The sequence below is a fragment of the Nocardia sp. NPDC057353 genome (assembly GCF_042667085.1).
Taxonomy (GTDB): Bacteria; Actinomycetota; Actinomycetes; order Mycobacteriales; family Mycobacteriaceae; genus Nocardia.
Map to the genome: position 1 here is coordinate 190,432 of NZ_JBHVAK010000001.1, position 15,306 is coordinate 205,737.

Below are 15,306 nucleotides of genomic sequence, written 5' to 3' on the forward strand. Positions count from 1 at the left end.
CATGAATACCGAGGACAAACTTCGCCGCTTCCTCAAGGAAGTCACCGCCGAGCTGATGGACACCCGCAAGCGGCTCGACGACGTGGTCGCGGCGGCGCAGGAGCCGCTGGCCGTGGTCGGCATGGCCTGCCGCTACCCCGGCGGCGTCCGCACGCCGGACGAGCTGTGGCGGCTGGTCGCCGAGGGCGGCGACGGGATCGGCGCCTTCCCGGCCGACCGCGGCTGGCCGCTGGACGCGCTCTACGACCCGGACCCCGAACACCCGGGCACCTCCTACACCCGAGAAGGCGGATTCCTGCACGAAGCCGCCCTTTTCGATCCGGCGCTGTTCAACATCTCACCGCGCGAGGCACTGGCCATGGACCCGCAGCAGCGGTTGCTGCTGGAGACCGGGTGGGAGGCGATCGAGAGCGGCGGTATCGCGCCGAAATCGCTGCAGGGCAGCGATACCGGCGTCTTCGCCGGGATCATGTACCACGATTATTCGTCCCGGCTGCACTCGGTGCCCGAGGGTGTCGAAGGCTTCCTCGGCACCGGCAATGCCGCGAGCGTGCTCTCCGGCCGGCTCGCCTACACGCTCGGCCTGGAGGGGCCTGCGGTCACCCTGGACACCGCCTGCTCGTCGTCGCTGGTGGCGTTGCACTTGGCCGCGCAGGCGCTGCGCCGTGGCGAGTGCTCGCTGGCGCTGGCCGGTGGGGTGACGGTCATGGCGACTCCGGCGACATTCGTCGATTTCAGCCGCCAGCGCGGGCTGGCCGCCGACGGACGGTGCAAGTCCTTCGCCGGCGCCGCCGACGGCACCGGCTGGGGCGAGGGCGTCGGAGTCGTGGTGCTGGAACGGCTCTCGGACGCGAAGGCCAAGGGGCATCGCGTCCTGGCCCTGCTGCGCGGGAGCGCCGTCAACCAGGACGGCGCCTCCAGCGGGTTGACCGCGCCCAACGGCCCGGCGCAGCAGCGGGTGATCCGGCAGGCGCTGGCCGCCGCCGGGCTCAGCGCCGCCGATGTGGATCTGGTGGAGGCGCACGGCACCGGGACCTCGCTCGGTGATCCCATCGAGGCCCAGGCCCTGCTGGCCACCTATGGTCGTGACCGCGAGTTCCCGCTCGGGTTGGGGTCGATCAAGTCGAACATCGGGCACACGCAGGCCGCCGCGGGTGTCGCCGGGGTGATCAAGATGGTGCAGGCGCTGCGGCACGGGGTGATGCCTGCGACGCTGCACGTGGACGAGCCGACGCCCCAGGTGGATTGGGCGGCCGGGGCGGTGGAGTTGCTGACCGCTGCTCGGGAGTGGCCGAGAACGGGGCATCCGCGGCGGGCGGCGGTGTCGTCGTTCGGGATCAGTGGCACGAACGCGCACGTGATTCTGGAGCAGGCGCCGGAGGTCGACGAGGTCGGGCCGGTCGCAGCCGGTGGTCCGGTGGCGTGGGTTGTGTCGGGCCGGGGCCGGGACGCTGTGGCGGCGCAGGCGGGCCGGTTGGCCGAATGGGTGCGCGAGCGCACGGAGCTGGCACCGGTGGATGTCGCGGGGTCGCTGGTGGCGACGCGGTCGGTGCTCGAGGACCGCGTGGTCGTGGTCGGTGCGGACCGCGAGGAATTGCTCTCCGGCTTGGATGCCGCGGCCGCCGATCTCCCGCACCCCGGTGTCGTCACCGGCGCGGCCGGTCCCGGTTCGGGTGTGGTGTTCGTGTTCCCCGGCCAGGGTGGTCAGTGGACCGGGATGGGTCGCGAGCTGCTGGCGTCCTCGCCGGTTTTCGCGGCGCGGATGGACGAATGCGCCGAGGCTCTCGCCCCGCACGTGTCGTGGTCGCTGCGGGACGTTCTCTCCGATGAGGATGCGCTGGCGCGGGTGGAGGTCGTGCAGCCGGTGCTGTGGGCGGTCATGGTCGCGCTCGCGGCGGTCTGGGAAGCGCGGGGCGTCGAACCGGCTGCGGTGATCGGTCACTCGCAGGGCGAGATCGCCGCCGCTGTGGTCGCCGGTGCGCTGAGCCTCGAGGACGGTGCCCTGGTGGTGGCGCTGCGGAGCGCAGCGCTGCGCCGGCTCAGTGGCAGCGGGACCATGCTGTCGGTCGCCGCCCCGGTGGAGGAGCGCCCCGGGATCTCGATCGCCGCCGTGAACGGCCCCGACTCGGTGGTCCTGTCCGGCACCACGGAGGCCCTGCAGGAGTTCGCCGCCGAGCTGGATCCGAGCGTGCGAACCCGCTGGCTTCCGGTCGATTACGCTTCACATTCACCCGCTGTAGCGGTCCTGCGCGAGGAACTCGCGCGAACGCTGGCGAGCGTACGTCCCGGCCCGAGCCGGGTTCCGCTGTACTCCACGGTCACCGCGAGCATCCTCGACACCGCGACGATGGATGCCGCCTACTGGTACGAGAACCTGCGCAGCACCGTCGATCTGCACGGCGCGGTCACGGCAGCGCGAGCAGACGGTCTCACCAAGCTGGTGGAGGTTTCCCCGCACCCGGTACTCCCGGGCACCGTCACCGTGGGCACCCTGCGCCGCGACCAGCCCGAGCAGCGCCAGTTCCTGCTCTCGGCGGCGGAGCTGTTCGTCACCGGCACCCCGATCCACTGGGACTTCGGTGGACGCCGGATCGCGCTGCCCACCTATGCTTTCCAGCACCAGCGCTTCTGGCTGGATGCAGGCACCTCCGCCCCCGGCGGATCACCGCACCCCCTGCTCGACGCGGTGGTGGAGGTCGCCGAGGCGGGCACCGTCGTCCTCACCGGCCGCCTCGCGCACGGCACCCACCCGTGGGCCGCCGATCACCGGGTCATGGGCGCGCCGCTGCTCCCCGGCACCGCCTTCGTGGAACTGGCGCTGTACGCAGCGGACCGGATCGGGTACGGCAGGGTCGAGGAGCTGATCATCCACACCCCGCTGGTGCTGAGCGAGGCCACCGAACTCCAGCTGGTCGTCGCCACCACCGAGGCCAGGACCTTCGACATCTACTCGCGCCCCGGCGAGGACGATGCCGCGGAACGGCCCTGGGTCCGGCATGCCACCGGAACCCTGACCCCCGGTGGCACCGTGCCGCCCCCGCCGGACCTGGCGTGGCCGGCGCCCGGCGCGGCGCCGGTGCCGGTCGAGGGGCTGTACGACGACCTCGCCGCCGCCGGGCTCGACTACGGCCCCGCCTTCCGCGGCCTGCGCGCCGTCTGGCAGGCCGGGGACGAGACCTACGCGGAGATCGAGCTGCCCGACGCCGGTACCGGGTTCGGCATCCACCCGGCCGTCCTGGACGCCGCGCTGCACGCCGCCGGATTCACCGGGGCCGGTGCGCCGGGGCTGCTGCCCTTCGTGTGGACCGGCATCGAGCTGTACGCCACCGACGCCCGCGCACTCCGGGTGCGGCTGCGCCGCACCGGAACCGGCGGCGACACGGTGACGCTGACCGCCGCCGATCCGACCGGTGCGCCGGTCGTCGCCATCGAGGGGCTGACCTTCCGGCCCGCCGCGCGGAACCAGGCCGCCCGGGCCCTTCCGCGCGATCTGCACGTTCTCGACTGGACCCCGCTCACTGCCGAGATGGCAGCGGGCGAACCGGTTTCGTACGAAGTCCGGCAGCCGGGCAACGGTGCTTCCGAGGTACCCGCCGCACCCGCCGCCGACTCGCCGGACCTGCGCATCCTCGATCTCACCGCGGTGCCCGCGGAGACCGGCGCCACCGACCTCGTGCGCTGGGTGCTCGAGCAGATGCAGGAAGGGTTGCGGGCCGGACCGTCCCTGGTGGTGCTGACCACGGCCGCGGTGGCGGTGCGGCGCGGCGATCCGGTCGATCCGGTGCGGGCCGCGGTCTGGGGCTTCGTGCGCTCGGTACAGACCGAGAACCCGGACCGCGTGGTGCTCGTCGATACCGACGCCCCGGGCGACGGCCCGGCCCTGCTCGCCGCGGCTGCCTCGGGCGAACCGCAGGTCGCGCTGCGCGCTGCGGTGGTGTGGCGACCGCGCGTGGTGCGTGGCGCCGAGCCGCGGCTCGCGCTGCCCGGCGCGGGGGTGTTCGACGGCGCGGACTGGCGGATCAGCGGCGGCACGGACGGATCGCTGGAGAGCGTGGCCGTGACCGTCGCGCCGCCGGTGCCGCTCGCGCCGGGGCAGCTCCGGATCCGGGTGCTGGCGTCGGGGGTGAACTTCCGGGACGTGCTCATCGGGCTCGGCGTGTACCCCGGCGATGCCGGGCTAGGCAGCGAGGGCGCCGGTGTGGTGACCGAGGTCGGCCCCGAGGTCACCGGGGTCGCGGTGGGCGATCGGGTGATGGGGCTGTTCGTCGGCGGGTTCGCACCCAGTGTGATCGTGGATCGGCGCATGGTGACCCCCATACCCGCCGGGTGGACGTTCGCGCAGGCGGCATCGGTGCCGGTGGTGTTCCTCACCGCCTGGTACGGCTTGCGGGATCTGGCCGGCGTTACCGCGGGCGAGAAGCTGCTGGTGCACGCCGCCGCCGGTGGAGTGGGAATGGCGGCGCTGCAACTGGCGCGGCACTGGGGCCTCGATGTCCGCGCGACCGCGAGCCACGGCAAGTGGCCGGTGCTGCGGGCGGCCGGGATCCCGGACCAGCACCTCGCATCCTCGCGGGAGCCGGGCTTCGCCGACCGGCTCGGCGGCGTCGACGTGGTGCTGAACTCGCTGACCGGGGAACTCCTGGACGAGTCGCTCTCGATGCTCGGCCCCGGTGGTCGCCTGATCGACATGGGCAAACTCGATGTCCGCGACCCGGACGAGGTCGCCGAGCGGTGGACGGGGGTGCGGTACCGGCAGTACGACCTCGCCGAGGCCGGGCTGGACCGCATCCAGCAGATGCTGCGCGAACTGGGTGAGCTCTTCGGCACCGGCGCGCTGTCGCCGCTGCCGGTGACCTGCTGGGACGCGCGCGAAGCGGTCGGGGCGCTGCGATTCGTGCAGCAGGCCGGGCACATCGGCAAGGTCGTGCTGACGATCCCGCAGCCGTGGGATCGGGCGGGCACGGTGCTCGTCACCGGCGGCACCGGTGTACTGGGCACTGCGCTGGCACGGCACCTGGTGGCGGCGGGCGCGCAACGCGTGGTGCTGACCAGCCGCCGCGGTGCCGAGGCGCCGGGCGCCGCGGAGCTGGTGGCCGAGCTGACGGGAGCCGGTGCGCGGGCCGAGGCGGTGGCCTGCGATCTGACCGACCGGGATGCCGTCGCCGCGCTGCTGGCGGGGATCCCGGAGCTGACGGCGGTCGTGCACGCGGCCGGAGTCCTGGATGACGGCGTGGTCGAGTCGCTGACCCCGCAGCGGATCGACGCCGTGCTGGCCGCCAAGGCCGATTCCGCCCGGCACCTGCACGAGCTGACCCGCCTGCTCCCGCTCTCCGGATTCGTGCTCTTCTCCTCCGCCGCATCGACCTTCGGCAATGCCGGGCAGGCCAATTACGCGGCCGCCAATGCCTACCTGGACGCGCTCGCCACCGCGCGCCGCGCGCAGGGCCTCCCGGCCGTCTCGATCGGCTGGGGGCTGTGGGAGCAGGCCAGTGCGATGACCGGCGCGCTGACCGAGACCGACCACGCCCGGATGACCCGCAGCGGCGTCCGCGCCCTCTCCACCGCAAGGGGGCTCGCGCTCTTCGATATCGCGGCGGCCGCGGCCGACCCCGCCCCGCTGGCGATCGGCCTCGACCACCGTGCGCTGCGCGCCGGAGCGGTCCACCCGCTGCTGCGGGATCTGGTGCGCGCCCCCGCCCGGCGCACCGCGGGCGACCGGGTCGCGGGCGACACCCTGGCCGACCGGCTGGCGACGCTGAGCGACGACCGCCGCCACCGCTATGTCCTCGACCTGGTCCGCGCCCACACCGCCACCGTCCTCGGCTACACCGACACCACCGGCATCGGCGCCGACCGGGCCTTCCGTGACCTGGGCTTCGACTCGCTGACCGCGGTGGAGTTCCGGAACCGGCTGGCCGGGAGCGCGGGCGTCGCGCTGCCGTCGACCCTGGTCTTCGACTACCCGACACCCGACGCCGTCACCGGCTACCTGCTGCGCGCCGTGCTGCCGGGAACGGCGGCCGCCGCAGCCGGTCCCGCCACGTCCGGGACCGGTGACGACCTGGTCGCGGTGGTCGGCATGGCGTGCCGGTTTCCTGGCGGCGTCACCACCCCGGAGCAGTTGTGGGGGCTGGTGGCCGAGGGCGGGGACGCGATCACCGTGCTGCCGGACGACCGTGGCTGGGACGTCGACGGCATCTACGACCCCGACCTCGGCAGCGTCGGCACCTCCTACACCCGCGAGGGCGGCTTTCTGCACGACGCCGGTGATTTCGATGCCGGGTTCTTCGGGATCTCGCCGCGCGAGGCGCTGGCGATGGATCCGCAGCAGCGGTTGATGCTCGAGGTCGGCTGGGAGGCGCTGGAGAGCGCCGGGATCGATCCGAAGTCGTTGCGCGACAGTGATACCGGAGTGTTCGCCGGGGTCACCTACCACGACCATGCCGCCCGGTTGCGCTCGGTGCCCGATGGCCTGGAGGGGCTGCTCGGGATCGGCAGCTCGGCCAGCGTGGTCTCCGGCCGGTTGGCCTATGTGCTCGGGTTGCAGGGGCCGGCGATGACGGTGGACACCGCGTGCTCCTCCTCGCTGGTGGCGATCCACCTGGCCGCGCAGGCGATCCGGTCGGGAGAGTCGGCGCTCGCGCTGGCAGGCGGGGTCACCGTGATGACCACGCCGGGCACCTTCGTGGATTTCAGCAGGCAGCAGGGGCTCGCCGCCGACGGGCGGTGCAAAGCCTTCGATGCCGCCGCCGACGGCTTCGGTCCGGCCGAGGGTGTCGGTGTCCTTGTCCTGGAACGTGTCTCGGAGGCACGGGCGAAGGGGCATCCGGTGCTGGCGGTGCTGCGCGGCAGCGCGGTGAACCAGGACGGCGCCTCCAATGGGCTGACCGCGCCCAATGGCCCGTCCCAGCAGCGGGTGATCCGGCAGGCGTTGGCTGCCGGTGGGCTCACCGGCGCCGAGGTGGATGTGGTGGAGGCGCACGGTACCGGGACCGCGTTGGGTGATCCCATCGAGGCGCAGGCGCTGTTGGCGACCTACGGGCAGGACCGTTCGGAGCCGTTGTGGTTGGGGTCGATCAAGTCCAATATCGGCCACACCCAGGCCGCCGCCGGGGTCGCCGGGGTGATCAAGATGGTGCTGGCCATGCGGCACGGCCGCATGCCGCGAACCCTGCACGTGGCCGAGCCGACGCCGCACGTCGACTGGTCGGCCGGGGCCGTCGAGCTACTCGCCGCCGAACGGGAGTGGCCGGTCGGCGATCGGCCGCGCCGCGCCGCCGTCTCCTCCTTCGGGATCAGCGGCACCAATGCGCACCTCGTGCTCGAGCAGGCCGAAGTGCCCGCCGAACAGCGGCCGGACGACGCCGGAGCCGCCGAGCCGGTGGCCCTGGTGCTCTCCGGCCGCGGCCACGACGCGGTCGCCGCCCAGGCGGCCCGGCTGGCCGAACGGCTCCGTGTACGGCCCGAGCTGACCGCCACCCGGTGGGGCATCACCGATATCGGCTGGTCGCTGGCGGCGACCCGCGCTGTGTTCGAGGACCGCGCGGTGGTGATCGGCGCGGACGGCGCCGAACTGCTCGCCGGGCTCGACGCCGTGGCCGCCGGTGCCCCTCATCCGGCCGTGGTGTCCGGCTCCGCGACCGCGGGTTCCGCTGTGGCGTTCGTCTTCCCGGGCCAGGGCGGCCAGTGGGTGGGGATGGGCCGTGAGCTGCTGGCGTCGTCGCCGGTCTTCGCGGCGCGGATGGACGAATGCGCCGAGGCGCTCGCCCCGCACGTCTCCTGGTCGCTGCGCGAGGTCCTCGGTGACGAGGAGGCGCTGGCGCGGGTCGACGTCGTGCAACCGGTGCTGTGGGCCGTGATGGTGTCGCTCGCCGCGGTGTGGGAGTCGCTGGGCGTCGAGCCCGCCGCGGTGATCGGGCATTCGCAGGGCGAGATCGCGGCCGCTGTCGTCGCGGGGGTGTTGAGCCTGGGGGACGGCGCCAGGGTGGTGGCGCTGCGCAGTGCCGCGCTGCGGTCGCTGAGCGGCACCGGCACCATGCTCTCGGTCGCGCTGCCCGTCGCCGAGATCCGGGAACGGTTCGCCGACGACCTCGCCACCGAGCGGGTCGCGGTCGCGGCGGTGAATGGCCCCACCTCGGTGGTGCTCTCCGGCCCGCGCGCTGCCCTGGAGCAGATCGCGGGCCTACTGGGTGAGCAGGTCCGGATCCGCTGGCTCCCGGTCGACTACCCCTCGCACTCGCGCGCCGTCGAGGTGCTCCGCGACGAGCTGGCCGGGACGCTGGCCGGGATCAGCGCCGGGCCCGGCCGGGTGCCGGTCTACTCGACGGTGACCGCAGGCCCGCTCGACACCACCGCCATGACCGGACGCTACTGGTACGAGAACCTGCGCGCCACCGTCGCCTTCCACGGCGCGGTCACCGCCGCGCTCGGCGACGGCATCACCGGCTTCCTGGAGATCTCGCCGAACCCGGTGCTCAACGCCGCCGTACAGGAGACGCTCGACGCGAGCGAGCACACCGGCGTCGCGGCGGGTTCGCTCCGCCGTGACCAACCCGAGCAGCGGCAGCTGCTGGCCGCCGCCGCGCAGCTGTTCGTCACCGGCATCGCCGTCGACTGGGCCGGGCTGCACCCCGGCGGGCGCCGAATCGAGCTGCCCACCTATGCCTTCCGGCACCGCCGCTACTGGCTGGAGACCGGAACCGAACCGCGCCGCGACGTGCTCGACGAGCAGTTCTGGCAGCTGGTCGAGCGCGGCGACCCCGACGAGCTGAGCCGCGCCATCGCCGCCGACGCGGGCACCGCCGGAGCCTGGGAATCGGTGCTGCCCGAACTCGCCGCCTGGCGGGAGCGGCGCGACGCCCGCGCCAGGGCCGAATCCTGGCGCTACCACGTGACCTGGAAACCGCACACCGTCGCCGACGCGCCCCGGCCCGCGGGCACCTGGCTGCTGCTCACCCCGGACGGCAGCGACACCACCGGCTGCGCGGCCGCGTTCGAAGCGCTCGGCATGACCACCGTGACCGCCGCACCGGGCACCGACCGCGCCTGCCTCGAAACCGTCGCGGCGGAGCCGCTCTCCGGCGTGCTCGCGCTCACGGCGGACTCCGAGGATCCGCTCGCCACCACCGCGACCGCCGTCGCCCTGATCCAGGGTCTCGGCGCTGCCGGGATCACGGCACCGCTGTGGTTCCTGACCCGCGGCGCCGTCTCGACCGGGCCGGCCGACGTGCCGCGCAGGCCGCTGCAGGCTGCGCTGTGGGGGCTGGGCCGGGTGACCGCGCTGGAGCACCCCGGCCGCTGGGGCGGGCTGATCGACCTGCCCGAGACCGTGGACGAGGGCACCTGGCGGTTGGTGTCGCTGCTGATCACCGCCGCCGACGGGGAGGACCAGCTGGCCGTCCGCTCAGCGGGCGTCTTCCGCCGCCGCCTGCTCCCCGCACCGGCCGTGGCGCGGCCGGCCGAGCCGGAGCCCGATCCGGAGGGGACCGTGCTGGTCACCGGCGGCACCGGTGCGCTGGGCAGCCATATCGTGCGCCTGCACCTCGCGCGCGGCGCCCGGCACGTGCTCGTGCTGAACCGCACCGGCGCCGATCCGAAGGGTCCGTTCGCCGGGGACGACCGGGTCGAGGTCGTCGCCTGCGATATCGCGGACCGCGCGGCGCTGGCCGGGGTGCTCGCCACCATCCCGGCCGGATGCCCGCTCACCGCGGTCGTGCACGCGGCCGGGGCGCACGGGGACGGCCCGGTCGAGGCACTGACCCCGCAGAGCGTGCGGGATTCGCTGCGGGCCAAGGTCGAGGGGGCATGGAACCTGCACGAACTCACCGGCGGGCTCGGGCTGCGTTCGTTCGTGCTGTTCTCCTCGCTCGCCGCGGTACTCGGCTCGCCCGGGCGCGGCGCCGACGCACTGGCCAATTCCTGTGTGGACGCGCTGGCCGCATACCGCCGTGGCCACGGCCTGGCCGCCACCACCATTGCCTGGGGCCCCTGGCACACCGGCGAGACCACCCGCGGAACGGCGGCATTCGACACCTTCGTCCGGCATGGCGTGCCGCCGCTCGACCCGGCCGTCGCGCTGGAGGCCTGGCGCGGCACGGCGGGCACCGACGTCCTGGTGGCCGATATCGCCTGGAAGAAGTTCTGGGTCGCGACCAATGCCGAGCGGCGCAACCCGCTCTTCGACGAGATCCCTGCCGTCCGAGAGCAGGCAGGCGAGCTCGCGGCACTGGAGCCGGAGGCCAGGTCGGCGTTGGCCGATCGGCTCGCCGGGCGGGCGGCGGCCGAGCAGCGCCGGACCGTGGTCGAGCTGGTGCGAGCGCACGTCGCCGCGGTACTGGGGCACGAGAACCCGGGCGACGTGGTGCTCGGCCGCGCCTTCACCGAGATGGGGTTCGACTCGGTCACCGCGGTGGAGCTGCGGAACCGGCTGAACGCCGCGACCGGCCTGACCCTGCCCGCCACGCTCGTCTTCGACTACCCGACCATCGAGGCCGTCGCCCGGCATGTGCTCGAACTCCTCGGCATCGCGGCCGCGGCCACCGGCGCCGCGCGCCCCCCGGGCGCTGCCGCCGCCGACGAGCCGCTGGCCGTGGTGGGTATGGCCTGCCGGTTCCCCGGCGGCGTCACCGATCCGGAGCAGCTGTGGCGGCTGGTACTCGACGGCGGGGACGCCATCAGCACGCTGCCTACGGATCGCGGCTGGGATCTGCGTGGCCTGTACGACCCCGATCCCGACCGGCCGGGCAGCTCGTACACCCGCGAGGGCGGATTCCTGCACGAGGCGGGGCAATTCGACGCGTCCTTCTTCGAGATTTCCCCGCGCGAGGCGCTGGCCATGGACCCCCAGCAGCGGCTGCTGCTGGAGACCAGCTGGGAGGCGATCGAGAGCGCCGGGATCGACCCGAAGTCGTTGCGCGGCGGTGATGTCGGGGTTTTCGCGGGAACCAACGGCCAGGACTACGCGGCGGTCGTGCAACACGTGCTGCAGGACGCCGGCGGCTATCTCATGACCGGCAATGCCGCCAGCGTCTTCTCCGGCCGCATCTCCTACGCCCTCGGGCTGGAGGGCCCGGCGGTGACGGTCGATACGGCGTGCTCGTCGTCGCTGGTGGCGCTGCACTGGGCCGGGCAGGCGCTGCGGGCGGGGGAGTGCTCGCTGGCCCTGGCGGGCGGGGCGACGGTCATGGCGACGCCCGGCACGTTCGTGGATTTCAGCCGTCAGCGGGGGCTGGCTGTGGACGGCCGATGCAAGGCTTTCGATGCCGCCGCGGACGGTTTCGGCCCGGCCGAGGGTGTGGGTGTGCTGGTGTTGGAGCGGCTGTCGGACGCGCGGGCCAACGGCCATCCGGTGCTGGCGGTGCTGCGGTCGAGCGCGGTGAATCAGGATGGTGCGTCGAATGGTTTGACTGCGCCGAACGGTCCGGCTCAGCAGCGGGTGATCCGGCAGGCGCTCGCGTCGGGTGGGCTCACCGGCGCCGATATCGATGTGGTGGAGGCGCACGGTACCGGGACCGCGCTGGGTGATCCCATCGAGGCGCAGGCGCTGTTGGCGACCTACGGGCAGGACCGTTCGGAGCCGTTGTGGTTGGGGTCGATCAAGTCCAATATCGGCCACACCCAGGCCGCGGCCGGGGTTGCGGGGGTGATCAAGATGGTGATGGCGCTGCGGCACGGGGTCATGCCCGCGACTCTGCACGTCGAGGAGCCGACGCCGCACGTGGATTGGTCGTCGGGGGCGGTCTCGCTGCTGCGGAGTGCGCGGGAGTGGCCGGTCAACGGTCACCCGCGACGGGCTGCGGTCTCCTCGTTCGGGATCAGCGGCACGAACGCGCACGTGATCCTGGAGCAGGCACCCGAGGTTCCGGCGCCCCCGGCGGCCGAGACGGTGCCGGAGGCACCGACGGCATGGGTGGTCTCCGCACGCGGGCCGGAGGCGGTCGCCGGGCAGGCCGCCAGGCTGGCGGAGTGGCTGCGGGCCAGGCCGGAGTCGTCGCCCGCGGACATCGCCTGGTCGCTGGCGTCCACCCGCTCGGTATTCGAGGACCGCGCGGTGATCGTGGGGCACGATCGCGGTACGTTGCTGGCCGGGCTGGCCGCCGTGGCCGCGGCGGAGTCGCATCCGGGTGTGGTGTCCGGCTCCGCCGCCGGTGGTTCCGGTATCGCCTTCCTGTTCGGCGGGCAGGGTTCGCAGCGGGTGGGCATGGGCCGCGAGCTCGCGGCCGCGTATCCGGTCTTCGCCGCAGCTTTCGACGAGGTGTGCGGGTACCTGGACGGGTCGTTGCGGGAGGTGATCGGCAACGATCCGGTCTTGTTGAACGAGACGCGGTACACCCAGCAGGCGTTGTTCGCGGTCGAGGTCGCTTTGTTCCGGTTGCTCGAATCCTGGTCGATCACGCCCGACTACGTGCTCGGGCATTCGATCGGTGGCCTGGCCGCCGCGCATGTGGCGGGAGTGATGTCGTTGCCGGACGCCGCGCGGGTGGTGGCCGAGCGCGGCCGGTTGATGCAGGAGCTGCCCGGTGGTGGCGCGATGGTGTCGATCCGGGCCGGAGAACGGGAAGTGCTCGATTCCATCGGGCTGGTACTGCCGGACAGCGGTGCGGTCTCGGTGGCGGCGGTGAATGCCGCCGATGCGGTGGTGATCTCGGGTGACGAGGACGCGGTCACCCAGGTCGCCGGATACTGGCTGGCGGCGGGGCGGCGAACCAAGCGCCTTCCGGTCTCGCACGCTTTCCACTCGCCCCACATGGACCCCGTCCTGGACGAATTCCGCGACGTTCTTGCCGGCGTCGAGCTGCATCCCCCGCTGATCCCGGTGATCTCCGACAGCACCGGGGAACTGCTGACGGCCGAGCAGGCCACCTCCCCCGACTACTGGGTGCGGCACGTGCGCGACAGCGTCCGGTTCGCCGGTGCCCTCACCCACCTGGCCGGACGCGGGGTCGCGCACTACCTCGAGCTGGGTGACGGGGGTCTGGCGAGCCTGGTGCACGAGGGCGTCGCGGCGGGGCTGCTGCGGGGTGGGAGCGAGGCGGCGGCGGTGCTGACCGGGGTGGCCCGGGTCTTCACCGCGGGCGTCGACGTCGACTGGGCGGCGGTCACCGCGGGCCCGGCCGTGCGCCGGGTTCCGCTGCCCACCTATGCCTTCCAACGCCGTCGCTACTGGGTCGAGGCCGGCCCGGCCGCCGAGCCCGCGGAGACCGACAGCGTGGACGCGGAGTTCTGGCGCATGGTCGAATCCGGTGACGTGGAGCAGCTCGCTCCGCTGCCCTCCGACACGGATCCGGCAACGGTGCTCGCGGCGCTCTCGGCCTGGCGCGCCGCCCGCCACGCGCGGTCGGTCATCGACTCCTGGCGCTACCGGGTCGAGTGGCGGCCCGCGACCGCGCCGCTCGGCAGCGGGCGGCTCACCGGCACCTGGCTGATCGCCGCCGGTACCGCGACCGACCCGCTGGTAACCGCGTGCGAGCGCGCCCTCACCGCGAACGGGGCGAACAGCGTTGTGCTGGGCGGCGGCTCGGAGCGTGAGCAGTGGGCGTCCCGGTTGGCGGACCTCGCCGGCCCCACGATCGCCGGAGTCCTGTCTCTGCTCGACCTCCCGGATACCGGAACCCGCGGCCCCGCGGGCACCCTGGCCCTTGTCCAGGGGCTCGGCGACGCCGGGATATCCGCGCCGATGTGGTCGGTGACCCGCGGCGCGGTCGCGGTGGGGCCGTCCGAGGTGGTGGAGTCCCCGGCCCAGGCGATGGTGTGGGGGCTGGGCCGGGTCGCGGCGCTCGAGTACCCGGACCGCTGGGGCGGGCTGATCGATCTGCCCGAGGTAGTGGACGCCCGCGCGGAGCGGGCACTGTGCGAGGCGCTGTCGGGTGCGGGCGCGGAGGATCAGGTGGCCATCCGCTCGGCGGGCGCCTTCCTGCGCAGGCTGGCGCCCGCGGCCGCCGGCCCCGCCCTGGAGGCCGAAATCACCGGTACGGTGCTGATCACCGGTGGTACCGGCGCCCTCGGCGGGCACGTCGCTCGGTGGGCGGCGGCGCGCGGCGCGCGGCGGCTGGTGCTGCTCTCCCGCAGCGGCCCCGGCGCGGCGGGCGCCGGAGCCCTGCTCGACGAATTGCGCGGTGCCGGAGCGGAGGCGGAGCTGCTGCGCTGCGATGTCACCGATCCGGAGGCGGTGGCCGCAGTGCTCGCCGGTATCCCGGCGGAGCATCCCCTGAGCCTGGTGGTGCACGCCGCGGGCGTCGGCACCATGGCCGGGCTCGACGAACTGGACAGCGCCGGGCTGGCCGCGGTCACCGCGGCCAAGGCGGGCGGTGCGGCCGTGCTGCACGGTGCGCTCGCCGAGCTCGCGATCTCGCCCCGACTGGTGCTGTTCTCCTCCGCGGCGGGGGTGTGGGGCGGCGGCGGCCAGGGTGCCTACTCGGCGGCCAACGCCTACCTCGACGCGCTCGCCGAGTACCGCGAGCGGAGCGGGCTGCCCAGCACGGCGATCGCCTGGGGCCCGTGGGCCGACGGCGGCATGGTCGACCGCGGGGAGGGCCAGCAGGAACGACTCGGCGACCGCGGAATGGCGCTGCTGGCACCGGAATCGGCGATCCGGGCGCTGGAGTATGCGCTCGGCGCCGGGGACACCACCGTCACCGTGGCGGAGATGAACTGGTCCCGCTTCTACCCGGTCTACGCCTTCGCCCGGCCCCGCCCGTTCCTGCGCGACCTGCCCGCGGTGGCGGCGCTGCTCAGCGCCGACGACGAGCCGAGCGCGGCTACCGCGACCGCCCGGTCGGGATTGGTCGAGCGGCTCACGACGCTGCCGGAAGCGGACCGCGCCCCGCTGCTGCTCGACCTGGTCCGGAATCAGGTCGCGGCGGTGCTCGGCCACCCGGACCACCGGGAGATCGGCGAGGCACGGTCGTTCCGCGAACTCGGGCTGGACTCGCTCACCGCGGTCGAGCTGCGGAACCGGTTGAATACCGAGACCGGGCTCGGCCTCCCGGCCACCCTGGTCTTCGACTACCCCACCGCGCGGGACATCGCGGACCACCTGCTGGACGCGCTGCTCGGCGGTGATCGGAGCGAGGCCGCGGAGGTCGACGAGAGCGCATTCCGATCGGCGCTGGAACAGGTCGGCTACGAGCAACTCCGGGAGTCCGGCGTGGTCGCCTTCGTCATGCGGGTGCTGGATTCGGCGCGCGACGCCGCCGCCGAGGCGGGCACCGAGATCGACGACCTCGATACCGCGGGGCTCCTGGAGATGGTTCGACGAAACAGGATCGAGCGCGATTTCGCGCTGGACGGTCGGGAAGCGGAATAGCC

General features: G+C 73.7%; 1 protein-coding gene. It reads left to right on the forward strand.

The window, feature by feature from the left end; all coding sequences use genetic code 11:
* Position 1: 1 nt before the first annotated feature.
* A complete protein-coding gene (locus ACFUUZ_RS00730; protein ID WP_378690768.1) occupies positions 2 to 15,304 on the forward strand; it encodes a type I polyketide synthase in 15,303 nt (5,100 codons plus the stop codon).
* The last annotated feature ends 2 nt before the right edge of the window (positions 15,305 to 15,306 follow it).

What these genes read in the sequence shown, in the direction of transcription:
- ACFUUZ_RS00730 (WP_378690768.1), top strand. Translation starts at nt 2, where the DNA reads ATGAATACCGAGGACAAACTTCGCCGCTTCCTCAAGGAAGTCACCGCC.